The following is a 26508-nucleotide window of genomic DNA, read 5'->3' on the forward strand; positions in this document are numbered from 1 at the left end:
TTCCCGGCGCGACGGTCACGCTCACGACAAGAAAAGTGACGTGGGTCACGTCCGGGGGTTGTGGAATTTGTCGTTTCGCGCGGCCACTTTCTCGTTACTGTGGCGCGCGTGCCTCGCCTGGTCCTCGCCTCACAGTCCCCCGCCCGACTCGCGACGCTGAAGTCCGCCGGAGTCACCCCGGACGTCGTCGTATCCGGCGTCGACGAGGACAAGGTCCTCGCCGATGCCACCGAACGCTTCGGTGAGCTCGATCCCGCCGACGCCGTGCTCGTGCTGGCCCAGGCCAAGGCCGAGGAGGTGGCGTCCCGGCTGGAGGACACGCGCGACGACGCCGACGCCATAGTCGTCGGCTGCGACTCCATGCTGGAGTTCGACGGCGTGGTCGTGGGCAAGCCCGCCGACGCAGAGGTGGCGCGCGAACGCTGGCGGTCGATGCGCGGCGGCAAGGGTGTGCTGCACTCGGGCCACTGGGTGGTCGACCTGCGTGGCGACGACGCAGGAGGCACCGGCGGCACCCTCGGCTCCACGAGCTCGACCACCGTCTGGTTCGCCGACATCGACGACGACGAGATCGACGCCTACATCGCGACGGGCGAGCCGCTGCACGTGGCGGGGGCGTTCACCATCGACGGCCTCGGCGGCCCCTACGTCGAGCGCATCGAGGGCGACCACCACGGCGTCGTCGGCCTCAGCCTGCCGCTGCTGCGCGAGCTGCTGGCCGAGCTGGGCATCCCGTGGCGCTCGCTCCGCACCGGCTGAGGACCGGCTGACAAGGGGATCTGCCGGATACCCACAACCAGATCGGTCCCATCCGACGGATCTGGCCGAACGCCATGTCTGAACCCTCCAAACGGCTCGCGTCGGGGTTGGTCTGCTCTCCAGACTTTTCGCCGCGTGGGCGAAGGCGGTACTTCGGCCGCTGATCGCCGGGTTACGGTGAGCCGTGCCCACCTCCAGCCTGCCCCGAACCATCTCGAAGGTGCTCATCGCCAACCGTGGTGAGATCGCCGTCCGCGTGGCCCGTGGATGCGCCGACGCGGGGCTGACATCCGTCGCCGTCTACGCCGACCAGGACCGCGAGTCCCTGCACGTCCGCCTCGCCGACGAGGCGTTCGCGCTGGGCGGTGCCCGTGCCGCTGACACGTACCTCGACCCGGCCAAGCTGCTCGACGTCGCCCGCCGGTCGGGCGCCGACGCCGTGCACCCGGGCTACGGCTTCCTGTCGGAGAACGCCGAGTTCGCCCAGGCGGTCATCGACGCGGGCCTCGTCTGGATCGGCCCGCCGCCGTCGGCCATCGAGTCGCTCGGCGACAAGGTGAGCGCGCGCCACATCGCGCAGCGCGCGGGCGCCCCCCTGGTCCCCGGCACGCCGGACCCGGTCAAGGACAGCAGCGAGGTCAAGGCCTTCGCCGAGCAGTACGGGCTGCCCATCGCCATCAAGGCGGCGTTCGGCGGCGGCGGCCGCGGCCTCAAGGTCGCGCGCACGTTCGACGAGATCGACGAGATGTTCGACTCGGCGGTCCGCGAGGCGGTCGCGGCCTTCGGCCGGGGCGAGTGCTTCGTGGAGCGCTACCTGGACAAGCCACGCCACGTCGAGACCCAGTGCCTCGCCGACAGCCACGGCAACGTCGTCGTGGTGTCGACCCGGGACTGCTCGCTGCAGCGCCGCCACCAGAAGCTGGTCGAGGAGGCCCCCGCGCCGTTCCTCACGCCGGAGCAGGAGAAGTCCCTGTACGCGGCGTCGGAGGCGATCCTGCGCGAGGCCGGCTACGTCGGCGCCGGCACGTGCGAGTTCCTCGTCGGCCTCGACGGCACCATCTCCTTCCTCGAGGTGAACACGCGCCTCCAGGTCGAGCACCCGGTGACCGAGGAGGTCACGGGCATCGACCTGGTGCGGGAGCAGCTCCGCATCGCGGCCGGCGAACCGCTCGGCTACCACTCCCCTGCCGTGCGCGGGCACTCGATCGAGTTCCGCATCAACGGCGAGGACCCGGCCATGGGCTTCCTCCCGGCACCGGGCCGGCTGAACACGATCGTGTGGCCGTCGGGCCCGGGCGTGCGCGTCGACACCGGCGTGGTGCCTGGTGACTCCGTCTCCGGTGCGTTCGACTCCATGATCGCCAAGCTCATCGTCACGGGCGCGACCCGGACCCAGGCGGTCGAGCGGGCCCGCCGTGCCCTGCGCGAGCTCGTCGTCGAGGGCATCCCCACGGTGGTCCCGTTCCACAAGGCCGTCCTCGAGGCCGACGCGTTCGTCCCCGCGGACGGCTCGCCGTTCCGGGTGCACACCCGCTGGATCGAGACGGAGTTCGCCGACGAGCTGAAGGCGCTGGCCCCCGCGACGGCCGCCCCTGCGGCCGACGCCGAGGAAGAGGTCACGGCCGAGCGCGTCGTCGTCGAGGTGGGCGGACGCCGGCTCGAGGTCGTGCTGCCCGCCGGCCTGGGTGTCGCCGCGGGCCGCGCGCGTACCGCGAACGCCGCCCGTCGTCCCGCTCGGCGGGTCGCCGGAGCCAAGACGTCGGGGAGCGCGGGGAACACGCTGGCCTCGCCCATGCAGGGCACCATCGTCAAGGTGGCGGTCGAGGAGGGCACGACGGTGGCCGAGGGTGACCTCGTCGTCGTGCTGGAGGCGATGAAGATGGAGCAGCCGATCCTTGCGCACCGTGCGGGAACCGTGCGATCCCTGACCGCCGAGCCCGGCGCAGGTGTGTCGGCAGGTGCTCCCATCTGCGAGATCGTCGACTGACGCCCGGATTTCGATGCCTCTGCCGGGTGAATTCCCGAGGGGGGCGAGTGAAAATGGCTCAGCCAGTCGGATTGCCTCGGGATCGTGTCCGGAAGGCCGCTCCCGATCCGCTAAGTTCTGCCACGTGACACACGTCGTAGTACTGAGCCCCGAAGAGGCCATCGCCCTTGTCCGCCCGCGCAAGACGCTTCCGTCGTTCGTCAGTGACCTGACCTGCGACGAAGGGGTCATCTCGCTGACCGGTGACCTGCGCCGCCTGACCTATGCCCCGCTGCCGGTCAAGATCGCGGCGAAGGCCGTCCCGGTCATGCACGGCTCGGCACGGATCACGTCCTTCCACGAGAACATCGCGGTGCTGCAGGTCGACGCCGACGCCGCCGGCCTGCCCGCCACGAAGCTGCTCCCGCTCGCTTCCGGGACCATCGCCAAGATGGCCCGCAAGAACGGGCTGCCGGACGACGCCGTGCAGCTCCGCAAGGACGGCACCATCTCGCTCGACGTGCGCGCCCTGATGCGCGGCTCGTTCGCCGAGGTGACGGACTTCCGTTTCGAGGGCGGCAACGTCGTCGTCGAGGGTGTACCCGCCTGAAGTAGAGCCTGAGCCTGAGCCGAACCCTTATCGCTGACACGAACCGCCCCGACCTGACAGACTGACGCAGTGCCGAACGCGACCGTACCTCCGACCGATCTGCACCGGCATGGCGGAGACGGCTGGGTGACCTGCGGGGACCATCGGCACTGGGGTCTGTTCGGGGCGGCCGGCCTGCTGCTCGTCCGCCGGGACGCCGACGGGGCGCCGTCGGACGTGGTGCTCCAGCACCGCGCCCTGTGGTCACACATGGGCGGTACCTGGGGCATCCCCGGCGGCGCGCTGGCGCCGGACGAGAAGCCGGCGGCTGGCGCCCTGCGCGAGGCTGCCGAGGAGGCGGCGATCGACCCGGCCGCCGTGCACGTCGTCGGGACGCACGTGCTGGAGCACCCCGCCTGGACGTACACGACGGTCGTGGCCGACGTCGTCCCGGGCTACCGCGTCGAGCCGCGCGCGGCCGATCCGGAGAGCCTCGAGGTCCGCTGGGTCGGCGTCGCCGACCTCGGTTCGCTGACGCTGCTGCCCGCGTTCGGCGAGGCTCTGCCGCGGCTGCTCACGATGCTGGGTTAAGGTCGATTCGTGCACATCCGGATCGCGCCCGAAGAGGTGCTCGGCCTGGCGAGGATCGCCAAGCAGGCCCCGCCCGTCATCACCTCCGTCGTCGGCGACGGGGACGTGATCCGCGTCGTCGCGGACCTGCGCCGGCTCGAGGACCTGCCGGGACCCCTCAAGCTGGCCGTGAAGATCGCGCCGATCGTCCGGGCCGACGTCAAGCTGGCCGCCTTCGAGCGCGGCGTCGCGACGCTCACCGTCGAGGTGAACGCCGCGGGGCTGCCGGCGCACCGGCTGCTCAGCCTCGCCGCCGCGCCGATCGAGAACGAGGTCGCGAAGCAGGGTCTGCCGCCGGGCGTCGTGGACGTGCAGCCGGACGCCCGGATCGCCGTCGACGTCGAGCGCCTGCTGGAGGCCAAGGTCCCTGGCCTGACGGTCGCGCACGTCAAGGTCGAGGGCGGCCAGCTCGTCCTCGACGCTTCCGTCGCCTGAGCCTGAGACCTACTTGCCCACTCGCGCGTCCAGGACGCGGGCGCCCTCTGCGATCGAGCCGGACAGCGACGGGTAGATCGTGAACGCGGAGGCCACGTTCTCCACCGTCAGCCGGTGCTGCACGGCCAGCGTGATCGGGAAGATCAGCTCGGACGCGCGCGGCGCCACCACGACGCCGCCCAGCACCACGCCCGCCTCGGGGTGCGCGAAGAGCTTCACGAACCCGTCCTTGATGCCCAGCATCTTGGCGCGCGGGTTGCGCGCGAGCGGCAGCGTCGTGGTGATGAACTTGGAGTTCTGCGCGCGCAGCTTCTCCTCGCTGTAGCCGACGGTGGCGATCTCGGGCGCGGTGAAGATGTTGGAGGCGACGGTACGCAGCGCGAGCGGCTGGACGGCGTCCCCCAGGGCGTGCGCGACGGCGATCCGCCCCTGCATCGCGGCAACCGACGCGAGCGGCAGCACACCCGTGCAGTCGCCGGACGCGTAGATGCCGCGCACCGAGGTGCGCGAGACCTTGTCGACGACGACGTGCCCCGACTCCGAGAGCCGCACGCCGGCCTCCTCGAGCCCGAGACCCGACGTCGCGGGCACTCCACCGACCGCGACGAGCACGTGCGAGCCGTGCACCACCCGCCCGTCGGACAGCGTCACCTCGACGCCGTCGTCGGTCCGGACGGCACCGGCGGCGCGCGAGCGGGACAGCACGGTCATGCCTCGCGAACGGAAGACGCCCTCGAGCAGCTCGGCGGCATCCTCGTCCTCGCCGGGCAGCACGCGGTCGCGGCTGGAGACGAGCACCACGTCCGACCCGAGCGCGTTGTACGCGCCCGCGAACTCGGCGCCCGTCACGCCGGAGCCCACGACGATCAGTCGCTCGGGCAGCTCGCGCAGGTTGTACATCTGCGTCCAGGTGAGGATCCGCTCGCCGTCCGGCACCGCGGTCGGCAGCGTGCGCGGGGTCGCACCGAGCGCGAGGAGGATCGAGTCCGCCTCCAGCACCTCGGTGGCGCCGTCTGGCAGCTCGGCGACCACGCGCGCCGGCCCGTCGAGGCGCCCCTTGCCGTGCACGATCCGGATGCCCTCGCGCTCCAGCCGGCCGCGGATGTCGGCGCTCTGCGCCCGCGCGAGCGCGAGCACGCGCTTGTTCACGGCCTGCAGGTCCACGAAGTGCTTGCGCTTCTCCTCGGCCGTCCCGGCGGCGGACGCGGCCGCCTGCACGCCCGCGCCACCCAGGGACTGTGCCTGCGCGGCGGGGGCCGCGTACGCGGACACCACGGGGATGCCGCCGGTCGCCAGCGAGACGTTGACGTCGGACAGCGGGTCCACGACGTCGTCCGGCATGCGGATGCCGAGCTCGGGGGCACGGTCGGCGATGGTCATCCACTCGGCGGTGGCGATGAGGGTCTTGGAGGGGACGACGTCGGTCAGGACCGCCGCGCCACCCAGGCCCTGCTGCTCGACCACGGTGACCCGGGCGCCGTGGCTGCGGGCGACGAGCGCCGCCTCGTAGCCGCCTGGTCCACCTCCCACGACGACGACATGGGGCGGGACAGCGGTGGGATCGAGGGGGGTCACGATCTCATTCTCGCATCGTCGACGGCCGTGGAGGTTTCGCAGGGGGGTCGTGCGCGCGTGCCACGGTGAAAGTGGCGTTAACCTCGGACCATGAGCACGGACCTGGATCTTGACGACCCGACGACCGACCCGTTCGACGTCGCTGCGGCGGCCGCTGAGTACATCGCGGCCAAGACGGGGGTGCCAGGACACGACGTCGCGCTCGTCCTCGGTTCCGGCTGGGGCAGTGCGGCCGAGCTGATCGGTGATGTCGTCGCCGAGATCCCCACCGCCGAGATCCCCGGCTTCCTCCAGCCCGCGGTCAAGGGCCACCTGAGCACCACCCGTTCCATCCGCTTCGAGCGCCCCGACGGCGCGGTACGGCACGCGCTCGTCCTCGGCTCCCGGACGCACCTCTACGAGGGCCTGGGCCCGCGTCGCGTGGTGCACGGCGTCCGCACCGCCGCGGCCGCCGGCTGCGAGACCGTGATCCTCACGAACGGCTGCGGCAGCGTGCACATCGGCTGGCGCCCGGGCCAGCCCGTCCTCATCAAGGACCACCTGAACCTCACCGGGCAGACGCCGCTCGAGGGCGCCAAGTTCGCCGACATGACCGACGTGTACACGCCGCGCCTGCGCGACGTCGCGCGCAGCGTGGACCCGGACCTGCCCGAGGGCGTGTACGCGCAGTTCCGCGGCCCGCAGTACGAGACGCCCGCCGAGGTCAAGATGGCGTCCCTGATGGGCGCCGACCTCGTGGGCATGTCGACGGCGCTGGAGGCCATCGCCGCCCGGCACTGCCGCATGGACGTGCTCGGCATCTCGCTGGCCACGAACCTCGCGGCCGGGATCAGCCCGCACCCGCTCTCGCACGAGGAGGTGCTGGAGGCGGGCCGGGAAGCCGGGCCGCGGATCAGCGACCTGCTCGCTCGGGTGATCAAGCAGATCTGACGCCTGTGTCCGCCAACCTGCCTACCACCACCGAGGCGCTCTCCACGCCCGAGCTCGTCGCGCGCGCGGAGGCGTGGATGGCCGCCGACGTCGACGCTGCCGACGTCGCCGAGCTGCGCAACCTGGTCGCCCGCACCACGGACGCCAACATCGGCGAGCAGGCCGTCGCCGAGCTCGCCGACCGGTTCTCCGGCCTGCTGCAGTTCGGCACGGCCGGCCTGCGTGGCGCCATGGCCGCCGGCCCGAACCGGATGAACCGCGCGGTGGTGATCACCGCCGCCGCCGGCCTCGCCGCCTTCCTCACCAAGGAGTTCGGCCGCGGCACCCCGCGCGTCGTGGTCGGGTTCGACGCCCGGCACCGGTCCGCCGAGTTCGCCCGCGACACCGCGGCGGTGCTGGTCGCCGCAGGCGCCGAGGTGCTGCTCATGCCCGCACCGGGCCCCACGCCCGTCCTCGCGTTCGCGGTGCGGCACCTGTCCGCCGACGCCGGCGTCATGGTCACCGCGAGCCACAACCCCGCCGCCGACAACGGCTACAAGGTGTACCTCGGCGGTCGCGTCGTCACCGACGCCGGGCAGGGCGCGCAGATCGTCCCCCCGTACGACGCCCTGATCGCCGGTGAGATCGCGCTCGTGCGCGCGGCCAAGGACGTGCCGCGCGCCGAGTCCGGCTGGACCGTGCTCGGCCGGGAGATCACCGAGGACTACCACGCGGCGGTGGCCACCCTGCACGACGGCGAGCCGCGCAACAAGCTCCGTGTCGTCACCACGTCGCTGCACGGGGTGGGCGGCGTCGCTCTCGCGCGGGTGCTGGCCGAGGCGGGCTTCACCGACGTCGTGCCGGTCGAGGAGCAGGCAGAGCCCGACCCGGACTTCCCCACCGTGGCGTTCCCCAACCCGGAGGAGCCCGGCGCCATCGACATGGCCCTCGCCCTCGCCCAGGACGCCCACGCCCAGCTCGTCATCGCGAACGACCCGGACGCCGACCGCTGCGCCGTCGCCGTCCTCGACCCGCAGTACGGGACGTACCAGGGTGCCGAGACCGCGTCCTCGCAGGGCTGGCGGATGCTGCACGGCGACGAGGTGGGCATGCTGCTCGGCTGGGACGCTGCCGAGCGCGCCGCCCGCGCGGGGACCGGCGGCACGCTGGCCTGCTCGATCGTGTCGTCGCGCGCGCTGGCGGCGATCGCCGCCCGGCACGGCCTCGCGCACGCGACGACGCTCACCGGCTTCAAGTGGATCTCGCGCACCCCGGACCTCGTGTTCGGGTACGAGGAGGCGCTCGGCTACTGCGTCGACCCCGAGCGCGTGCGGGACAAGGACGGGCTCTCGGCTGCGGTCGCCGTCGCCCAGCTCGCCAACCGCCTCGCCGCGGACGGCCGCACCCTCCTGGACCGCCTCGACGACGTCGCCCGCGCCTGCGGGCTGCACGTCACGGGCCAGGTGTCGGCGCGGTTCGAGGACCTCGCGCTGATCGAGTCGACGATGGCGGCGCTCCGCACGTCGCCGCCGGCCGTCCTCGCGGGCTCGCCGGTCGACTCGGTACGCGACCTCGCCGAAGGCCTCGACGGCCTGCCGCCCACCGACGGCGTCGTGCTGCTGACGGCCGACGACACCCGCGTGATCGTGCGGCCCAGCGGCACCGAGCCCAAGGTCAAGTGCTACATCGAGGTGGTGTCGCCGGTCGACCCGGACGCCTCGGCCAACACCCTGTCCGCCGCGCGGGTCGCCGCACGTGACCGCCTGGCCCGGGTCCAGGCGGACGTCCGGGCGGCGCTGGGCCTCTGACGACAGCGGTCCCGCCACCCTCGCGGGGTGGCGGGACCGGTCGTCCGCTGTACTACGAGATCTGCTGGACGGGCTACTGCACGACCGCCGGCAGGACGTCCATGGCGTCCGGGTTGGCCTCGACGAACTTCGGCACCTCGTCCTTGGCCACCGCCGCCATGAGCGGGTCGAACACCGCCCGGTCGAGCACGACGATCGACTGCCCGTCGGCGCTGCGCCCGGTGCCGGAGTAGGGCGCGGTCATGAACGTGATGTCGTTCGTGGCCATGTCCTGGGTGCCCATGACGAGCTCCTGGATCTTGTCGAACGTGAGGCCCTCGTCGACGGCAACAGAGCTCGTGATGGCCTCGAGGAAGCTGGCCATCTTCACGGGCTCGCCCATGCTGTTCTTCGCCTTGGCCACGATCGCCCGCATCCAGGCCTGCTGCCGCTGCACGCGGCCGAAGTCGCCGTTCGCCAGCGCGTACCGCTCACGCGCGAAGGCGAGGGCCTCCTCGCCGGTCATCGCCTGCCGCACGGAGCCGCCGTTGCCGTCGGGCACCGTGATCTCGACACCGTCCAGGGAGTCGGTCAGGGACTTGAACGACTCGAAGTCGGTCACCGCGAAGTGGTCGATCCGGACGCCCGTCAGGTTCTCGACCGTCTGGATCATGAGGGCAGGGCCGCCGTAGGAGAACGCGGCGTTGATCTTGGCCTCGCCGTAGCCGGGGATGGGCACCCAGGAGTCACGGGGGATGGAGATCGCCGCCGCCGACTTCCGGTCCGCCGCCAGGTGCACGAGCATGATCGCGTCGGTGCGCTGCGCACCGGCCTTCCACTGGGTCGGGTCGCCGGCCGAGATCCGGCTGTCGGAGCCGAGCACCAGGATGTTCACGGGTGCGGTCGGGCCCTCGACCGCGGGGGCGCTGGGCCGCGTCGAGGGATCGACGTTCGCGAACGGGTCCTCGATCCGCTCCAGGTTGTCGTCGAGCGACATCCGGTACGCGTAGTAGGCCGCGACACCTCCGCCGCCCACGAGCAGCAGCGCACCGACCACGAGGCCCGCGACGAATCCGCGGCTCCGAGGTGCGCGCCGGGCGTGACGGAGATCGCCGTCCACCGGGTTGGGCGGGGCGAGAAGATCGCTCATTCGATCAGGTGCGGCCATGGAAATTGATCATAGTGGGCGAACGCGACTACTACTCTTGAGCCTGGTCCGCAACCGGAGCGTCGTTTCAGAGGTGCAGCTCGGTGCCCGCCCAGGTGGCACCGAACAGTGAGGGGAGTCGCAGTGAACGCTGGCGCGAGACAGCAGCAGGACCGCTCGATCCTCCTGGTCACGCACCATTTCGCACCCGAGACCGGAGCCCCCCAGCGGCGCTGGGGAGCACTCATCCAACACCTGGTCACCGCGGGTTTTCCCGTGACCGTGCTCGCGCCTCCGCCACATTACCCGTCGGGAAAGATCACCCACTCTTCACCTTCATACCTGCCTGGTTCCGTGCAGACCGGCGCCAACGGCGAGAAGATCATCCGGGTGAATTTCCGCGAGCATTCCCACGGACTCGGATCTCGGGCCGCGGACCAGACGGTCGCCGCGATCAGCTCGGTCCTGCACGGCATCCGGCCCTCCGCCGGCCGGCCCGCCGTCGTGATCGCGACCGTCCCCGGGATCCCGAGCGTCGTGGCCGGCTGGGCGCTCGCCCGCTGGCACCGCGCCCGGTTCGTCGTCGAGATGCGCGACGCGTGGCCCGACCTCATCCAGCCCAGCGGCATCCTCCTGCGCCGGGACCGGCCCGGCGGCCTGCGCCGTCGCCTCCGCGATCTCGTGGCGCGCGTGGTGCACCGCACCGTCACGCGCCTGCAGACCCGGTCGGACCTCGTGGTCACGACCACCGCCGCGTTCGCCGAGATCCTGCGCGCACGCGGCGTCCGCAACGTTGCCGTGGTCCGCAACGGCACGGCGTTCGAACCGGTACGCGAGAACACTCCCGTTCGCCTCGCGGGCCGCCCGCTGCGGGTGGTCTACGCGGGCACCGTCGGCCGGTCGCAAGGGCTCGACGTCGCCGTGCGCGCCGCCGCGCTGGTCCAGGAGCGCGGCTACGCGCTGGACGTCCGCATCCTGGGGCACGGCAACGAGCTGGAACCGCTCCGGCTCCTCGCGGCCGAGCTCGGCGCGCCGGTGCGGGTCGAGCCATCGGTGCCGTCCACCCAGGTGCGCGAGCTGTACGCCTGGGCGGACACCGTCGTCGTCTCCCTGCGGGACTGGGAGCCGTTCGAGTGGACGGTCCCGTCCAAGCTGTACGAGGTGATGGCGTCCGGGGTCCTCGCCTCGGCGAGCCTGGCCGGTGAGGCGGCGAACCTCGTCACGATCAACGGTGCGGGCGCCGTCGTGCGCCCTGGCGACGTCGAAGGGCTCGCCGACCTGTGGTGCGGCTGGCTGTCCGACGGCGTCGTGCCCGCTGCGTCGTCCGACGCCGCGGCCTGGGTCGCCGAGCACGCGAGCGACGGGGTGCTGGGCCACCGGTACGCCGAGCTCCTCGACGCCCTGCTCCCGAGCCCGGTGCCGGACGCCCCGCTCGACCGGAGGGCCCGGGTCTGATGGCGCTGCCGTTCCAGCGCGCGGGCGAGCTCGCGCGCAATCTCCGTTTCACCACGTCGTTCGTGGCACGCACGCTCGCGGAGGATCCGCTGTGGCTCGCCGTCCAGGCGGCCCGGCGCGCCCCCGAGCCGGTGCGCCGGCCGCTGGTGCGCGCACTCGGGTTCGTGCCGGCGCCGTCGGCCCCGCACGCGCTGGGGCTGATGCTGGCCGGCGACACGGCCCGCGCGGCGGACGAGGCGGAGCAGCTCCTGGAACGGCCCGGCGGCCGCGGCCGCCGGGTCGCGGCGGAGGTGGCCGTCGCGGTGGGCCGACCCGAGCTGCTCGACGACGTCGACGGGGCCGGACCCGCCCGCTACCGGGCGGCCTGGCTGCTGGGCGACGCCGACTCCATCGGGCCGGACGCGCCCGCCGGGCTCCGCGCCCAGGTGGCCCTGCTGCAGCCGGAGCCGGCGGACGACGCGGGCGCCCAGGCACCACACGCCGCCCCGGGACCACCGGGCCCCGGCGGGATCACCGTGCTGCACCACCTGACCAACTCGCTGCCGCACACGCAGAGCGGCTACACGCTCCGCTCGCACGCGATCCTGCTGGCGCAGCGCGCCGCGGGGACGCCGGCGGTCGCGACCACGCGCCCCGGCTACCCGCTGACCATCGGCTCGCTCACGGCGCGCGGGACCGACGTCGTCGACGGCGTCACCTACCACCGTCTGGTCCCTGACCGCACGGAATCCGACGTCGCGCGCCGGATCGCGCAGGAGACCGACCTGCTCACCGAGGCCGCCCGGGCCGCCGGCGCGGACGTCCTGCACACCACCACGCCGTCCACCAACGGGAGCCTGGCGCACGCCGCCGCCCGGCGGCTCGGGATCCCGTGGGTCTACGAGGTGCGCGGCCTGCCCGAGGAGACCTGGGTGGCGTCGCACGGCACGCCGGCGGCGCGCGCCCGGGCGGCCTCGTCCCGCCGTCGGGCGCTGATGCAGGCCAAGGAGACCGAGCTCGCGCTCGCGGCCGACGCCGTCGTCACGCTCAGCGGAACCATGCGCGACGCCCTGGTGGCGCGCGGCGTGCCCGCCGACCACATCACCGTGGTGCCGAACGCGGTGCCGGACAGCCTGCTCGCCGCGCGGCACCCGACGCCGGAGGCGGCGCGGGCCGCGCTCGGCCTGCCGGCCGGGCCGGCCATCGGGACGGTGAGCAGCCTCGTCGACTACGAGGGCCTGGAGACGGTGGTCCGCACGGTGGCCACGCTGCGCGCCCGCGGGCACGACGTCACGGGCCTGCTGGTGGGCGACGGCGTCTCGCGGGCCGGGCTGGCGCGCCTCGCTGACGAACTGGGGGTCGCCGACCACGTGGTGCTCCCCGGACGGGTACCGCCCGCCGTGGCGCAGACCTGGCTGGCCGCGCTCGACGTCGTGCTGGTGCCGCGCCGCGACCACGAGGTCACGCGCCTGGTGACCCCGCTCAAACCGGTCGAGGCGATGGCGGTGGGCCGCCCGGTGGTCGCCAGCGACCTGCCCGCGCTGGTGGAGGCCGTCGGCGGCGCGGGACTGCACGTCGGCGCGGACGATCTGGCCGGCTGGGCCGACGCGGTCGCTACCCTCCTGGACGACGCCGGACGGCGTGCCGAGCTGGTCGAGCTGGGCCGGGCGGTGGCCATCGAGAGGACCTGGGTGAGGAACGCGGAGACGTATCTGGGGATCTACCGGGAGTGTCTGGGGGTGAAGGCATGAGCTCGGGTCCGGAGACCGGGTCGTACGCGGCCCTGTTCGACGCGTCGCCGACGACCACGAAGCTCGTGACGCTCGGCAACCTGTCCCGCGTCGGCGCACGACCCCCGCTCGGGCAGTACGTGAGCCTGCTGTGGGCGCGCCGGCACTTCCTGTGGGCGGACGCGCGCGCGAAGGTGACCAGCGGGACCCGGCAGAGCCTGCTGGGCCAGGCCTGGCTGATCCTCGACCCCCTGATCAACGGCGCCGTGTACTTCGTGGTGTTCGGCCTGCTGATGAAGGGCGGGAAGGGCATCGACAACTTCCTCGGGTACCTGCTGATCGGCGTGTTCCTGTTCGGGTTCACCACCTCGTCGATCAACGGCGGCGCGCGCTCCGTGCAGACCGGCAAGAACCTGATCCGTGCGTTCACGTTCCCGCGGGCGGCGCTGCCGATCTCGGTGGTGCTGCGCAACCTGCTCAACCTCGGCCCCACGCTCGTGACGCTCGCCGCCCTCATCTACTTCATCGGCCCTGACGAGGAGTACACCTGGCGCCTCGCCCTCGTGCCCCTCGCCCTGGCCCTGCAGGTCGTGTTCACGACGGGGGTCACGCTCCTGGTCGCCCGGTGGGCGGCCGCGCTGCCCGATGTCGCGAACCTGATCAGGATGGCGATGCGGATCTGGCTGTACGCGTCAGCGGTGTTCTTCTCGTTCGACGCGCTGCTCAAGGACGAGCCCGAGCTGAAGATGGTGGTCGAGGCCAACCCGATGTTCATCGTGCTCGACATCGTGCGCGACTGCGTCCTGTACGCCACCACGCCCGACCCGATGCGCTGGGTGTGGCTCGGCGGCTGGGCCGTCGGCATGCTGCTGATCGGGTTCATCACCTTCTGGCAGGCGGAGGAGAGCTATGGCCGCTGACCTCGACTACCCGATGCCGCCGCCGCAGCTCAGCAAGGGCCGGCCCGCGTCCATGCCGGTGCCGGTGCAGCGGCCGCTGACGGGAGCCATCCCGATGTCGGTGCAGGCTCCGCCGCACACCGGTCAGCTCGCCGCCGTCGCGCCGCGGGCCGGGAGCACTCCCGTCCTGTGGCCGACGGTCGCCGTCCAGGGCCTGCGCATGCACTACCGGACGCCATCGACGGACACGTCCAGCGGTCGCCGCGCCCGGCTGAAGCGGACCGTGCTCAACGCCCTGGGCCAGGAGCCCAAGGTGACGGTGCGCGCGCTCACGGACATCTCGTTCGTCGCCAACTCCGGCGAGCAGATAGGCATCGTCGGCCAGAACGGTTCCGGCAAGAGCACGCTCCTGCGGATCATCGCGGGCCTGGAGAAGCCCACCAAGGGCCAGGTGCTGGCCGAGAGCACGCCGGTGCTCATCGGCGTGAACGCCGCGCTGGTCCCCGACCTGCCGGGCGAGGAGAACGTGCGCCTCGGCTGCCTGGCGATGGGCCTGTCCCCCGCCGAGGCGCAGGCCGCGATCCCCGACGTCATCGAGCTGGCCGGCCTCGGCAAGTCCATCTACCTGCCCATGCGCACCTACTCCTCGGGCATGGCCGCACGCCTGCGCTTCGCCATCGCGACGGCGGCCCGCCCCCACATCCTGCTCATCGACGAGGCCCTGGCCACCGGTGACGCGGCGTTCAAGGAACGCAGCGAGGTCCGCATGGAGCGCCTACGGAAGGAAGCGGGAACGGTGTTCCTCGTGAGCCACGCCGCACAGACCATCGAGGAGTCCTGCACCCGCGCCATCTGGCTGCACCACGGCCGCCTCGTCCTCGACGGCGAGGCGCAGGACGTCGCCGTCCGGTACCGCAAGTGGGCGTGGGCCCACGCGAAGGACAAGCCGGGCGACGCCAAGCAGGTTCTCGAGGAAGCCTTCGCCGAACGACGGGAGACCGAGGTGCGGTTCGACACGCCCGAGCCGGCCAAGGGACCGGTACGCGAGCGGCATGCCCGGCCCAGGGGGCGCGACGCCAAGCAGGCGAGGACCAGAGCGGCGCGCATCGCGGCGCTCCGGGCCGAGGCGGGCGACCAGTGAACCGGCCCCTCGTCATGACCGTCTACGGGACGCGTCCGGAGGCCATCAAGGTCGCCCCGGTCATCGCCGCCCTCGAGGCCGACGACCGGTTCGACTCGCTGACGGTCGTCACCGGTCAGCACCGGGAGATGCTCGACCAGGTCAACGCGGTCTTCGGCATCGTGCCGGACCATGACCTCGACATCATGAGCCACGGCCAGACGCTCGGGCAGATCTTCGCCCGCGTCATGAGCCGGCTCGACCCGATCCTCGCGGAGCGCCGGCCCGACGCCGTCATCGTCCAGGGCGACACGTCGACGTCGACGGCCGCAGCGCTCGCCGCGTTCTACCGGCAGATCCCGGTGGTGCACCTGGAGGCTGGGCTGCGCAGCGGCGACATCATGTCGCCGTTCCCTGAGGAGGCGAACCGCAAGATCACCTCGCAGATCGCCGCCCTGCACCTGGCGCCGACCCTGCGGAGCCTCGCCAACCTCGTCGCGGAGGGCGTGCGGCTGGAGGACATCGTGGTGACCGGCAACACGGTCATCGACGCCCTGTACCTCGCCGTGCAGCGCCGGACGCCGTTCACCGACCCAGCGGTCGCCAAGGTGGCGTCGTCGGGCCGGCGCGTGGTGCTCGTGACCACCCACCGCCGGGAGAACTGGGGCGACGCCATGGAGGGCGTCGGCAGGGCTCTGGCGCGGATCGCCCGACGGTTCCCCGACGTCGAGGTGGTGCTGCCCGTGCACCGCAACCCCGTGGTGCGCGACGCCGTGCTGCCGCACCTCGCCGGGCTGTCGAACGTCACGGTGACCGAGCCGCTGGGCTACGGCGAGTTCACCCATCTGCTGTCGCTGTCGACGCTGGTGCTCACCGATTCCGGCGGGCTGCAGGAGGAGGCGCCGAGTCTCGGCAAGCCGGTGCTCGTGATGCGGGACAACACCGAACGCCCCGAGGCCGTCGAGGCGGGCACGGCCCGCCTGATCGGGACCGCCGAGGAGCGTGTGGTGGCCGAGGTCAACCGGCTGCTGACCAACGAGGCCGCCTACGCCGCCATGGCGCAGGCCGTCAACCCGTACGGGGACGGGCACAGCGCGAAGCGGGTACTGGACGCGACGGCGCGCGTGCTCGCGCCGGTGCTGCCCGACGTGCTGCCCGACTTCGACCTGGTGGACGAACAGTTCACCGCCGTTTCCGCAGAGGGTGGGGTATGAGCAAGACCAGGGTCTTCATCTACGGCTCGTGCGTGTCGCGGGACACGTTCGAACATCTCGATCCCGAGCGGTTCGAACTCGTCGCGTACGTGGCGCGCCAGTCGGCGCTGAGCGCGTACACCCGCCCGGTCGAGCTCATGGCGCCGCCGACCCTCGAGTCGCAGTTCCAGCAGCGGATGATCTCCGGCGACTTCGCGTCGAGCCTGCGACCGCAGATCGCCTCGGCCGCCGCCGGTACCGACCTCGTCCTCGTCGACCTCGTCGACGAGCGCCTCGGTGCCTACCTGCTGCCCGACGGGTCGGTGATCACCCGCTCGCTGGAGCTCATCCAGTCCGGCTCCGAGCAGTACCTGCCCCAGGGCGCCCAGTACCTGGCGTTCGGCACGCAGCAGCACTTCGAGTACTGGCAGACGGCGATCAGCTACATCGGGGAACGCCTGCGGCACTACATGCCGCAGGCCAAGGTCGTGCTGCTCGACATCCCGTGGGCCGAGTGGTCCGAGACCGGCGAGAAGACGCCGGACTCCTTCGGCGTCTCGGCCAGGGACGCGAACCCGGTGTTCCAGTCCTACGCGCAGTTCGCGGCGCAGTCGCTGGCCGGGCAGGTGATCTCGCTGGACCCGTCCGAGGTCGTGTCCAGCCCGACCCACCCGTGGGGCGACGCGCCGTTCCACTACGCGGAGAACGTGTACCTGAACATCGTGCAGCGGCTCACGGGTACCGAGGGCCGGGTGATCTGGGGGACGGGCGCGACCCGGACGACGACGGCGGACCTGCCGGTGCAGTCCGGCCCGAACGCCACCGCGCCCGAGCGCGTGACCGTCCGGCAGCGGGTGGCCGACGCCGCGCAGGGGGGGCAGGCCGCGCAGGGCTCCGCCGTGCCGCTCCGGCGGCTGGAGGGTGGTCCGAACTTCCTCATCGCTGGCACCCAGCAGGGTGGGACGCAGTGGCTGCAGCACCAGCTCAGCCGTCATCCGCACGTCGAAGTGGCCAAGGACGCCGCTCCGTTCTTCAGCCGGCCCGCGCGGCTCACCAAGGACGAGGAGATCCAGAAGTTCCTGGGGTCCTTCGCGGACGCCGGCAAGCCGCTGCGGGGCCACCGCTCGCCCGGATACTTCTGGGTGGCCGACCCCCGGAGCGAGTTCTCCCCGCCACGGAAGCACGACACGGCCGCCGCGATCCGGGACATGCTGGACCCGAACGCTCCCGTCCTGCTCAGCCTGCGCAACCCCGTCGAGCGGGCGATCTCGGCGTACTGGCGGCACTTCTCGAACGCCGAGATCGAGCTGGGCGCCGGCATCTTCCAGACCCCGGCCCGGCTGGGGATCGTCGACCGCGGCTTCTACCGGCGGCACTACGAGGACTGGGCCCGGACGCTCGGGCCGGAACGCCTGCGGGTGCTCGTCTTCGACGACCTCGTCGAGCGTCCCCGCGTCTACCTGCAGGAGGCACTCAGCGCACTGCGGGTCGGTGACGCGCCGGAGTTCTGGTCCTCCCTCAAGCCCAAGGTGAAGGTCGGTAACGTCGGCTGGCTCCCCCAGTTCAAGAAGCAGAGCCCCATCACGGCTCAGGAGATCGCGGCCCTGGCCGCACTCTACGCCGACGACATCCGGTTCATGGAGGAGCTGCTCGGCCGCGAGCTGCCGAAGTGGCACAACGTCGGGCGTCTCGTCAAGCAATACACCGCCGAAGGAAAGTAGGACCGTGTACGACTCAGCCGCCGCGCGCGACCCTCTCGGGTGCGTCTTCATCGTCACGTACGGGCGATCCGGTTCGACCCTGCTCCAGGGCATCCTCAACTCGATCCCCGGCTACGTGATCCGCGGCGAGAACGGCGACTCCCTGTACAGCCTGTTCGCGTACTTCAACACGCTCGACAAGGCGCACCGCGAGCACACCGATCCGGCCAAGAAGTCTCCGGACACGCCGTCGCACCCCTGGTTCGGGATCAACCAGTTCTCGCCCGAGACGACTCTTTCTCTGCTGCGCTCCCTCGTCCTGGCCTCGCTGCTGCAGCCGCCGTCGGGAACCCGAGTCACGGGTTTCAAGGAGATCCGCTGGGTGCACTCCAACTGGCGCGCCTACGCCGACTTCCTGATCCGCCTCTTTCCCCGGGCCAGGTTCGTCATCAACACCCGTGACCACGCCGACGTGCTGGCGAGCAAGTGGTGGAAGGACCGCGAGAACGGCGCCGCCATCCTCGACCGCGCGGAGGTCCAGTTCGCCGAGCTGGAGGCCGCCTACCCGAACCGCACCTACCGGGTGCACTACAACGACTACACCGCCGACTCCGGCTCGCTCGAGGGCATGTTCAAGTGGCTCGGCGAACCCTTCGACAAGGACCGCGTCGATGACGTCCTCGCCCGCAAGCACTCCTACTGAGCCCGTCCCCGCCGGCGCCCGGCTGCTGCACATCGGCCTGCCGAAGACCGGATCGACCGCGTTGCAGTACGCGGCCTCACGCCTGAAGAAGAAGCTCCGCGAGGAGGGTGTCATCTACCCGGGCCGGGGCGAGAACCATCACAAGGCGACCTCGTGGCTCGCCGGGCTGAAGGTCGGATACCTCTCGGACCCGACACCGCAGGAGCAGTGGTGGCTGAACCTCAAGAAGGAGCTGGACCACCACGCGGCCAGGCGCGCTCTCGTCTCCTTCGAGATGATCTGCACGACGAACCTGGACGGGGCGCGGCGCACCGTCGACGCCCTGGGGGACGGCGGGCGGGTTCCCGTGCACGTGACGCTGGTCCTGCGCAACTTCGGCACGTTCGTGCCGTCCTACTGGCAGGAGAGCCTCAAGCGGGGAAACACCGAGTCGCTCGACACCTACCTCCGGCGGGTGCTCAAGGATCCCGCGACGGTCGAGGCGTCCGGCGCCTTCCACCGGCGTGACGGCTACGGCCTGCTCGAACGGTGGTCAGCGGCGGTAGGCCCGGAGAACATCACCGTCATCGTCCTCGAGAAGGACCGTCCGACGCGCCTGCTCGACACGTTCGAGTCGATGCTCGACCTCCCGGAGGGGATCCTGCACTCCGAGCCTCCGGTCGGCGCGGGCGCCAACCGGAGCATGTCCGCGGCGGAGGCGGCGCTCGTCCACCGGCTCAACCAGCAGGTCATCGGCGAGTGGCAGGCTTCGTCGCGCGAGCACCGCAACCTCGTGCACAACGGCGTCGTGGGCCGCCTGCTGTCCAGCCGTGAGCCCGCGGAGTCGGAGGGCAGGCTGCGGATCCCGGACTGGGCCGCCCAGTCGTGCGTCGAGGCGGGGAAGCTCCTGGCCGACAGCGTGCGCTCGACGGGGGTACGGGTCGTCGGGGACCTGGCGGAGCTGGAGCGTCCGGTGCCGACCGCCGGCGACGCGGCGCTCGGAGCCCCCGACTCCGTCCCGTTCGACTTCGCGGTGCAGGCGCTGCTCGGCATGTTCGCCCGCTCCACCGGCTGGACCGCCGACCACACGAGGCCGCTGGCGCGATAGGTATTTTTCGGAATGTGCCTACCAAGGACGCCGAGTCAGTCAGCTGGTGTCGGGCGCTGTGCGCCCTCGTAGACGCCGATGACGACCCGCAGGGCGAGCTCGCTCGGGATCAGCTCCGGGACGTCGCCCGCCGGCCGCGCGCCGACGATCCGCCGGACGGCGGACGCGCGCAGCCGGCGCGCGTCGGCCTCGTCCAACATCCCGAGCTGGACGGCGCGTCGCGCCAGGCCGTCGGCCGCGATCAGGGCGAGGTCGCTCGGCACCTCCTCGGGCAGGGGCGCCTGGTCACCGACCCGTCCCGCCGCCGCGAGATCGGCGAGGTCGCCGACGACGCGGACGCCGGCGGACTCGATCTGCTCGGCGATCCGGATGGCGGCGGTCGCCGCATGCCTGGTCACCCGCTCCGGCACCCGCAGCGAAGGCTCGTCCGACCGCCGCGGCCGCCCGGCGATGACGGCGTTCACCGCACCGCCGTGGAAGAGTCCCCGGCGTGCGCGGGATCCGGTGTCCTGGAGGATCTGCTCAGCGGCCTGCCTGAAGAACTCCGTCTCGACCGCGCTCATGCCCGAGTTGGCGGTGACCCGCTCCAGCGTCCCGCGGCGCTGCCCGAGCAGGTCCTCGAAGACCCGGAAGATGTGGTCGCGGTCGGCGGGGTCGAGCACGACCACCGTCATGTTCTCCGGGCCGAACAGGTCCGCCCACCGCCCCACGAGGTCGGTGCCGTCGCTCTCGTCGAAGACGTCGCCGCCGGGCATGTGCAGCATCGGCAGCTCGCGGAACGCCTCGTCCAGCCACGCGTCGAGCGGCCGGGGCTCCGCGTTCTTGACGCGCTGCTGCCACATGGACAGCAGCATCCCGGGCAGCGGCCGGAGCGTCAGCACGACGTGGGTCGGCATGGTGAACGCCTCCCGGACCGGGGCCAGGTCGCGCGCGCCCGCCGTCGAGAAGGCCTCGCTGCTCACCAGCGCGTAGTCACGCTCGTTGTTCACGAGCTGCTTGAGGATGCCCGTCGACCAGTGGGCCGGTGCGCGCTCCGCGAGCCAGGGCTCCTTGCGGTAGCCGAGGAGCGACCGCGCGAACCGGCGGTGGTTCTCGTACCGGCCCGGGTACAGCACCCCGCCGTCACGCAGCCGCGCGCGTGATCCGGCCGCCGACTGCTGCAGCGACGTCGTACCGGTCTTGGGCGCCCCGATGTGGAGCACCGTGGTCCCCCTCGGCAGTGCTGGTACCTCGTTCACGGCGTTCTCCGGCCCTCCGGCTTCGACGGTCATCTCGGCAGCAGCTCCGCGAAGTCCACGGACATGTCGTGCATCGTGTAGGACGCCGCGAACCGCTCCGCGGCCTGCGCCCGCGCACCGCCCTGCCGGTCCAGGCCGCGTTCGATCGCCTCGGCCAGCGCATCCACCCTCGACGTGGCGTCGACGTCGAAGAACTCGACCCACTGCTCGTCGCCGTACTCCGCGAGCAGGTGCGGTTCACCGGGGATCACGCACGGGACCCCGAGGGTCGCGGCCAGCAGCATGCTCCCCGAGTTCAGGATGCGCGTGTACGGCAGTGCGAACAGGTCGCAGGCCGAGGCCCAGGTGACGACTTCCTCGTCGGTGAGCTGTCCGTGGCGCCGGTGCACCGTGACGTTCCCCGGCATCGCGGCCTCGATCTCCGCCATCGCGTCGGCGGTGGTGCCGCCGGCGAGCAGCATCGAGACGCGGGGGTTGCGCTCGGCGAGGAGACCAGCCGCCCGCAGCAGGTCCCCGAGGCCCTTGTACGGGCGGATCCCGCCCACTATCCCGATGACCAGGTCACCGGGCGGGATGGTGCCGATCCGCCGGCGCGCCGCTCGACGCCCTGGGGACGGCTCGTAGACACCCTGGTAGCTCGCGTGCCGCACCCGGGACACCTTCTCGGCCGGGAGCTCGTAGTACTCGGAGACCACCTCGGCGGTCTGCGAGTTGAGCACGATGATCCGGGACGACCGGCGCGCGAGCACCCGCGCGAGCTCGACCTCCTCGGCGTGGTACTCGGTGTCGTGGGAGATGGTGTTGTGCACGGTCCAGAAGACCTCGACGCCACGGGCCCGGGCGCCGGACAGCGCGCCGTCGAGCTGCGTGATGCGCGACCGGAGCTCCGCGGCGTCCTTGACGTTCTCCGCGACCGGGCTCGTCCAGTGCAGGTGCAGGATGTCACCGGCCTGGAGCACCTGGAGCTCGTTCAGCAGCTCGTGGTAGCGCCACTTGCCGTCGACCCGCCAACCCTGCGAACGAGCCTCCATGTAGAGCATGTTCAGGTAGGGGTTCGTGGTCCAGTAGGGGAACACACTGATCCTGGCCACGTCATCGCTCCTGTTCCTGGGCGCCGGCCACGGTCGTCGGCCCGGCGGGCACCGGTTCGGGCGCGAGCCGGGGCAGGTCCTTCGACCAGGCCAGCTCCGTCGTCCGGACCGTCCCGTCGTCGTGGTGGACGGAGACCAGGCAGCGCGTGGCCTCCGGTGCGCCCCAGGCGGGCGGCAGGACGACGTCGAGGTCGAGCTGCGCCGTCCTGGGCGGCAGGACGTGGTGCGGCAGGCCGACGTGGTCGCCGAGCGCCTCGTTCGTGAGCCGCACCTCGCTGACCGGGGTCTGCGTGTCCGCGAGGAGCACAGCGAGACTCAGCACGGTCCCCCGCGGCCGGGGCACCGCCGCGTACGCCACGGCGCTGAGCCCGTCCCGGACCCGCCGGGCGGCCTCCTCGATGCGTGGCCGGGAGAACGTGCGCACCGCGGCGTCGACGCTCCTCAGATCGGCCGGCAGGGAGTCCGGCGCGACCTCGGCGTAGTGCCACTGGCGCAGGTCCGCCAGCTCGGCGGCGTCGGTGGTGCGGCCGGCTTCGTCGGTGAGGCCTCGCAGGAGGCCCTCGTACTCGGCCCGCGCACGGTCGAGCTCCGCGCCCCGCGAGCCCTCCATGGCGGCGATCCAGGCCCGGTCCCGGTCGTCAGGGCTCGTTCGCTCCCGTTCCGGCGTCGCCGAGGGCGTCCCGCCGCCCGGGGACCACAGCTCCCAGGGGAACGCCTCGAGGAGCGCGTCGGCGTCGAACCTCGGCTCGGGCTGGCCGCCCAGCACGAACGCCTCCTCGACGGTCTCGGCGATCGGCTCGAACGGCCTGCCCGTGCCGGCGAGGTAGTCGCGGTACTTGAACGGGTGCTCGTGCGCGGACCGCGCGAAGCGGGCGGGGATCCCGAGCGCCTCCGCGACGATGACGGCGTGCAGCGACGTGCTGATCACGAACCGGCTCGAGGCGATCTGCAGGAGCACCGAGTCCACGTGGTCCTGCGAGTCGAGCGTCTCCAGCTCGTGCTCGCCGGCCACCGCTGGGACGTCGTGCTTGTCGTTGAAGTTGGGCACGAAGAGCACGTCCCGCACCGGAGCGCGGCTGACCCGGAGCAGCTCCGGCATGACGTCGGCGAGGAGCAGGACCGGGTCGCCGTAGACCTCCGGCACGTCGAGCCCGTGGCTCGACAGGAAGCGCCGGGTCAACGGGCCACGGACGGCACGGAACGTCACCCCGTCCGGGATGTCCTTGGTCGCCGCGAGCATCTTGCCGTTCACCCCGGACCCCCACACGACGGACCGTTCCGGCGCGAGGTGCAGGATGGAGCCGACCGACAGCAGCGCCGGCCCGTCGGGTGCTACGGTGCGTGCCGAGGATCCGACCAGGCGGGAGACTATCGCCGGGCCGAGGACGTCGCCGAAGTTCGCCACCGGGGCACCGGACCGGATCGGGTTCCAGTGCACCACCGGTACCCCGGCGACCCGGGTGACGGCCCGGTCTCCGCTCACCTCAGGCATCGTTCCTCCGAGACGCAATCTGAAGCTCAGCCTTCTTCCGGTTCCTGCGGTTCTTGGCGGCTCGCTGGATCCGCCACTCGACGGCTCGGTAGGCCCGCAGCTTTCTGGCGCGCCGGCCGACCCGGATACCGCGCCAGCGAACCGCGGTGGCGACCCGTGCCGTACCGGAGGCGAACGTGCGCAGGCCGAGCTCGTCCCCGTTCGCCAGCCTCATGGGCCGCACGACGCTCAGGGACGAGACCCCACCCGGCCACTCGATGCGGACCGGCAGCTCGAGCTCGCCGAACGCGTCCTGGACGATCACGCGAAGCCGCCAGTCGTACCCCGGCTCGAGGGCCGTCAGGTCCGCGTCGACCGACCAGCCCTTCTCGTTCACCGAGACGCGGCCGAAGACCCGCTGGCTGTGCACGTCCCGCTGCTTGCCGACGGAGCCGAGCGCGAGGAGCCGGAGCACGCGGACGCCCGGGCGGACCGGTCCGCTGCCCCGCAGGTGCAGCACGCGTCCCCGGACCCCCGTGACGGAGGCGGCGAACTTCGGCCGGTACCGGTACGGGTTGTACTGGGACTCGCGCCAGACGTCGTTCAGCTCGCCGTGCAGCAGGGCCTCCGCGACGCGGACCTCTCTGGTCGCGGGGGTCGCCGTCGACCGCAGCGAGACCTCCGGATCGATCTTGCTCGCGAAGACCATCATCCGCTCGCCGAGCTTGTCGTCCCAGGCGTGGGACCCGTCGATGAACGGGCGCATCACGTCGTTGCGCCAGAGCCGCCCGGCCAGACGGCGGTCGAGCCCGTCGGCCATGGCGGCCGAGAGCGCCTCGGCGAACGTGGTGATCGTGTCCGAACCGCTCGCGTACCTCTTGCCCACCTCGCGTTCCCACACGGTGCGCGCCAGGTCGAGGTGACCGTGGGCGGCGAGGTGGAAGACGAGCGCGCGTCGCGCGCCGATCCGCTCCAGTGCCTCGAAGGGCGCGAGCGAGACCAGCCCGGCGACGGCGGCCGAGACCGCGGCGCGGTCTTCCTGCTCCAGATGGTCGAACCCGTCCTGCAGCAGCTTCCCGAGGGTCGCCCACGCGTCGGACCCGAGCGCCGCATGCCAGTACTCGCGCGCGAGCTCGCTCCGGTCGTCGTCCGCCACCAGCACCGCGCAGAGGCGTTCCTGCACGAAGTAGCCGATCAGCGACCGCACGTCGCCGAGGCGTGCGGTCATCGAGCTCGCACCAGGGCGCGCACGGTAGTGGTAGACCACCTCCGGCGTCACGGCGATGCTCCGCGCGAACCGCATGGCGGCGGTCATGGGGAGCATGTCGTTGCCACGCGGCGTGGTCGGGAAGTGCAGCTTGTGCTCCACCCAGAAGTCCCTGCGGATGAGCCGGTTCCAGCAGGTGCGGTTCCGGATCATCCGTGGGTTGAGGTCGAGCGTCGTCCGTTCGAGCCGCGTCTCCAGCCCGTACTTCTTGGGGTCGCTCCACGTCGTCGAGGTCCACACCCGCTGGAAGCCGCCCACGGTGACGTCGGCCGCGCTGCTCTCGGCGAGGTCGAGGAGCGTCCGGTACGCGTGCCGCGGCACGAGGTCGTCGCCGTCGCAGAAGATGACGTACCTGCCCCTGGCCAGCTCGAGCCCCGCGTTCCTTGCCTGCGCGCCCCCGCTGCCGGGGTTGCGCACCGGTACGACCCGGGCGTCCCGGCGGGCCCAGTCGAGGACCTTCTCCCACGTGCCGTCCGTCGAGTGGTCGTCGACGACGATCAGCTCGAGATCGCCCATCGTCTGCTCCAGCACGGAGCGGACGCACGCGTCGATCCACGGGTCCACGTCGAACGTCGGCATGACCACCGAGACCATCGGTCCCGGCTGCGCGGCCGGGGCGGGACCGGAGCCGTCGGTTGTCAGGGCCAGCGCCTCGAGCAGCGGCGCGGGCAGCCCCTCGTGGCGCGCCTCCGGCTCGGGACCGGCCAGGAGACCGAGAGCGGCCGTGAGCGTCGCCGTCGGCACCCTGCGCAGCGTCGCGGCCTCGCTCGCCTCGAGCAGCTCCGCCACCAGCGTCGTGGCCGCCAGTCGCGTCTCGTCGTCGACGTCGCCGAGCGACGTGATGCGCGAGGCGACCTCGTAGCGCAGCACCTTCTCCACGAAGAGCTGGACGGCTTCCGGGACGCCCACACCTTCGACCACGCGAAAGGCTTCCCTGACCTGGACCGCCCAGTCCAGGATCGTCCGGGACGACGTCAGCGCGGTCGTGATGGACCCCGGCCGGCGCCGGTACAGGTACAGGCAGAGGGGCACGACGTCGAAGGCGGACGCCGCGGCGTAGGCGCGCATCGACGGTACGACGTCCTCGCACTTGGTGGTCTCCGGCCAGCGGAGGTCCTCCCGCACCAGGAACTCGCGCCGGAACACCTTCGTCCAGGCGGTGTGGTCGTACACCAGCTCAGGGAGGTCGGCCAGGGTCGCGCCCTCCGCACCCGTCGCGTACACGGCGGGGCGCGTGGTCCAGTACCGGTGCCTGCCCGACGACGTGCCGAACTCGTCCGCGTACGCGGTGGCGAAGTCCGAGCCGGACCGCTCGAGCGAGGCGACCAGCGACGCGTACGCACCGGGCACGACCATGTCGTCGCTGTCCGGGAAGGTCACGTACTTCCCCCGTGCGTGGCCGAGGCCTACGTTACGGGCGGCGCCCAGCCCGATGTTCACCGGATTCTCCACCACGCGGACCTGGTCGTACGCGGCCTCGAACTCACGCGCGACGACTACCGAACGGTCCGGCGAGGCGTCGACGACGACGATGATCTCCTGCGCGAGATCCTGGTCGACGAGGCTGTTCAGACAGTCGTCCAGGTACCTCTCCACCCCGTAGACCGGCACCACGACCGACAGGAGCGGTATCTGCTCGTCCCGTGTCCCGGGAGTCCCCGTCAAGATCTTCTGCTCCCCTTCGTGATCCAGCTTCCGGCATGGAAATCACAGCTTCAAGATGCGCCGTCGGTCGGCCCATGCTAGCGGCTGACCAGCATGGAAATGTTTCCGACCGG

The 26508-nt window shown here is 72.0% G+C and carries 21 protein-coding genes; 15 read left to right on the forward strand and 6 right to left on the reverse strand.

Going from position 1 to position 26508, the window contains the following annotated elements:
• Window positions 1-108: 108 nt before the first annotated feature.
• The 5 genes from ACFWE2_RS07695 (at window position 109) to ACFWE2_RS07715 (ending at window position 4379) form a co-directional block, all read left to right on the forward strand.
• The gene (locus tag ACFWE2_RS07695) at window positions 109-759 is read left to right on the forward strand and encodes a Maf family protein (RefSeq protein WP_377223625.1); all 651 of its coding nucleotides are present in this window, start codon (window positions 109-111) and stop codon (window positions 757-759) included.
• 184 nt (window positions 760-943) lie between these two features.
• A complete protein-coding gene (locus ACFWE2_RS07700) occupies window positions 944-2746 on the forward strand; it encodes an acetyl/propionyl/methylcrotonyl-CoA carboxylase subunit alpha (protein WP_377223626.1) in 1803 nt (600 codons plus the stop codon).
• 124 nt (window positions 2747-2870) lie between these two features.
• Window positions 2871-3335, forward strand: coding sequence for a hypothetical protein (locus ACFWE2_RS07705; RefSeq protein WP_377223627.1), 465 nt, complete (start codon window positions 2871-2873; stop codon window positions 3333-3335).
• A gap of 69 nt (window positions 3336-3404) precedes the next feature.
• Window positions 3405-3905, forward strand: coding sequence for an NUDIX domain-containing protein (locus ACFWE2_RS07710; protein WP_377223628.1), 501 nt, complete (start codon window positions 3405-3407; stop codon window positions 3903-3905).
• Between the two features lie 9 nt (window positions 3906-3914).
• Window positions 3915-4379, forward strand: a complete 465-nt coding sequence (locus ACFWE2_RS07715) for a hypothetical protein (RefSeq protein ID WP_377223629.1) — start codon at window positions 3915-3917, stop codon at window positions 4377-4379.
• A 9-nt stretch (window positions 4380-4388) separates the two neighbouring features.
• On the opposite strand, the gene ACFWE2_RS07720 is transcribed toward ACFWE2_RS07715, so the two are convergent.
• Window positions 4389-5954: an NAD(P)H-quinone dehydrogenase gene (locus ACFWE2_RS07720; RefSeq protein ID WP_377223630.1), complete on the reverse strand. Its 1566-nt coding sequence runs from the start codon at window positions 5952-5954 to the stop codon at window positions 4389-4391.
• A 90-nt stretch (window positions 5955-6044) separates the two neighbouring features.
• Between ACFWE2_RS07720 and ACFWE2_RS07725 the strand changes: the two genes are divergently transcribed.
• Window positions 6045-6884 carry a purine-nucleoside phosphorylase gene (locus tag ACFWE2_RS07725; protein ID WP_377223631.1) on the forward strand — a complete coding sequence of 280 codons (840 nt, stop codon included), beginning with the start codon at window positions 6045-6047 and terminating at the stop codon, window positions 6882-6884.
• Between the two features lie 77 nt (window positions 6885-6961).
• Complete coding sequence (locus tag ACFWE2_RS07730; protein ID WP_377223651.1) at window positions 6962-8671, forward strand: phospho-sugar mutase; 1710 nt, start codon at window positions 6962-6964, stop codon at window positions 8669-8671.
• A gap of 73 nt (window positions 8672-8744) precedes the next feature.
• Here ACFWE2_RS07730 and ACFWE2_RS07735 read toward each other — a convergent pair whose 3' ends face one another.
• Window positions 8745-9818, reverse strand: coding sequence for an LCP family protein (locus ACFWE2_RS07735; protein ID WP_377223632.1), 1074 nt, complete (start codon window positions 9816-9818; stop codon window positions 8745-8747).
• A 123-nt stretch (window positions 9819-9941) separates the two neighbouring features.
• On the opposite strand from ACFWE2_RS07735, the gene ACFWE2_RS07740 reads away from it, so the two are divergent.
• From ACFWE2_RS07740 to ACFWE2_RS07775, 8 genes are read left to right on the forward strand one after another with little or no spacing between them, the layout of a single operon-like run.
• Window positions 9942-11252, forward strand: a complete 1311-nt coding sequence (locus ACFWE2_RS07740; protein WP_377223633.1) for a glycosyltransferase family 4 protein — start codon at window positions 9942-9944, stop codon at window positions 11250-11252.
• The gene (locus tag ACFWE2_RS07745) at window positions 11252-12982 is read left to right on the forward strand and encodes a glycosyltransferase (protein WP_377223634.1); all 1731 of its coding nucleotides are present in this window, start codon (window positions 11252-11254) and stop codon (window positions 12980-12982) included. The genes ACFWE2_RS07740 and ACFWE2_RS07745 overlap by 1 nt, the downstream gene beginning before the upstream one ends.
• A complete protein-coding gene (locus ACFWE2_RS07750) occupies window positions 12979-13881 on the forward strand; it encodes an ABC transporter permease (RefSeq protein ID WP_377223635.1) in 903 nt (300 codons plus the stop codon). The genes ACFWE2_RS07745 and ACFWE2_RS07750 overlap by 4 nt, the downstream gene beginning before the upstream one ends.
• Window positions 13871-15001, forward strand: a complete 1131-nt coding sequence (locus tag ACFWE2_RS07755) for an ATP-binding cassette domain-containing protein (protein ID WP_377223636.1) — start codon at window positions 13871-13873, stop codon at window positions 14999-15001. Before ACFWE2_RS07750 ends, ACFWE2_RS07755 begins: the two co-directional genes overlap by 11 nt.
• 14 nt (window positions 15002-15015) lie before the next feature.
• A complete protein-coding gene (wecB, locus tag ACFWE2_RS07760) occupies window positions 15016-16194 on the forward strand; it encodes a non-hydrolyzing UDP-N-acetylglucosamine 2-epimerase (protein WP_377223652.1) in 1179 nt (392 codons plus the stop codon).
• Window positions 16191-17894 (forward strand): DUF6270 domain-containing protein, encoded by a 1704-nt coding sequence (locus tag ACFWE2_RS07765; RefSeq protein WP_377223637.1) that lies wholly within the window; start codon window positions 16191-16193, stop codon window positions 17892-17894. Before wecB ends, ACFWE2_RS07765 begins: the two co-directional genes overlap by 4 nt.
• A gap of 4 nt (window positions 17895-17898) precedes the next feature.
• On the forward strand, window positions 17899-18576 hold the full coding sequence (locus ACFWE2_RS07770) for a sulfotransferase (RefSeq protein WP_377223638.1): 678 nt from the start codon (window positions 17899-17901) through the stop codon (window positions 18574-18576).
• The gene (locus tag ACFWE2_RS07775) at window positions 18545-19663 is read left to right on the forward strand and encodes a hypothetical protein (protein ID WP_377223639.1); all 1119 of its coding nucleotides are present in this window, start codon (window positions 18545-18547) and stop codon (window positions 19661-19663) included. The genes ACFWE2_RS07770 and ACFWE2_RS07775 overlap by 32 nt, the downstream gene beginning before the upstream one ends.
• Before the next feature lie 35 nt (window positions 19664-19698).
• Here the strand turns inward: ACFWE2_RS07775 and ACFWE2_RS07780 are convergent, their stop codons facing one another.
• Genes ACFWE2_RS07780 through ACFWE2_RS07795 form a run of 4 tightly spaced genes read right to left on the reverse strand, consistent with a single transcriptional unit; the run spans window position 19699 to window position 26395 of the window.
• Window positions 19699-20934 carry a hypothetical protein gene (locus ACFWE2_RS07780; protein ID WP_377223640.1) on the reverse strand — a complete coding sequence of 412 codons (1236 nt, stop codon included), beginning with the start codon at window positions 20932-20934 and terminating at the stop codon, window positions 19699-19701.
• Window positions 20931-21992 (reverse strand): glycosyltransferase family 4 protein, encoded by a 1062-nt coding sequence (locus ACFWE2_RS07785; RefSeq protein ID WP_377223641.1) that lies wholly within the window; start codon window positions 21990-21992, stop codon window positions 20931-20933. Before ACFWE2_RS07785 ends, ACFWE2_RS07780 begins: the two co-directional genes overlap by 4 nt.
• A gap of 1 nt (window position 21993) precedes the next feature.
• Complete coding sequence (locus ACFWE2_RS07790) at window positions 21994-23475, reverse strand: polysaccharide pyruvyl transferase family protein (protein WP_377223642.1); 1482 nt, start codon at window positions 23473-23475, stop codon at window positions 21994-21996.
• 1 nt (window position 23476) lies between these two features.
• A complete protein-coding gene (locus ACFWE2_RS07795; protein WP_377223643.1) occupies window positions 23477-26395 on the reverse strand; it encodes a glycosyltransferase family 2 protein in 2919 nt (972 codons plus the stop codon).
• Between the last annotated feature and the right edge of the window lie 113 nt (window positions 26396-26508).

The sequence above is a fragment of the Promicromonospora sp. NPDC060271 genome (assembly GCF_042726755.1).
GTDB lineage: Bacteria > Actinomycetota > Actinomycetes > Actinomycetales > Cellulomonadaceae > Promicromonospora.

What these genes read in the sequence shown, in the direction of transcription:
- ACFWE2_RS07725 (WP_377223631.1), top strand. Translation starts at nt 6,045, where the DNA reads ATGAGCACGGACCTGGATCTTGACGACCCGACGACCGACCCGTTCGAC.
- ACFWE2_RS07730 (WP_377223651.1), top strand. Translation starts at nt 6,962, where the DNA reads ATGGCCGCCGACGTCGACGCTGCCGACGTCGCCGAGCTGCGCAACCTG.
- ACFWE2_RS07735 (WP_377223632.1), bottom strand. Translation starts at nt 9,818, where the DNA reads ATGGCCGCACCTGATCGAATGAGCGATCTTCTCGCCCCGCCCAACCCG.
- ACFWE2_RS07745 (WP_377223634.1), top strand. Translation starts at nt 11,252, where the DNA reads ATGGCGCTGCCGTTCCAGCGCGCGGGCGAGCTCGCGCGCAATCTCCGT.
- ACFWE2_RS07750 (WP_377223635.1), top strand. Translation starts at nt 12,979, where the DNA reads ATGAGCTCGGGTCCGGAGACCGGGTCGTACGCGGCCCTGTTCGACGCG.
- ACFWE2_RS07755 (WP_377223636.1), top strand. Translation starts at nt 13,871, where the DNA reads ATGGCCGCTGACCTCGACTACCCGATGCCGCCGCCGCAGCTCAGCAAG.
- wecB (WP_377223652.1), top strand. Translation starts at nt 15,016, where the DNA reads ATGACCGTCTACGGGACGCGTCCGGAGGCCATCAAGGTCGCCCCGGTC.
- ACFWE2_RS07765 (WP_377223637.1), top strand. Translation starts at nt 16,191, where the DNA reads ATGAGCAAGACCAGGGTCTTCATCTACGGCTCGTGCGTGTCGCGGGAC.
- ACFWE2_RS07775 (WP_377223639.1), top strand. Translation starts at nt 18,545, where the DNA reads ATGACGTCCTCGCCCGCAAGCACTCCTACTGAGCCCGTCCCCGCCGGC.
- ACFWE2_RS07780 (WP_377223640.1), bottom strand. Translation starts at nt 20,934, where the DNA reads ATGACCGTCGAAGCCGGAGGGCCGGAGAACGCCGTGAACGAGGTACCA.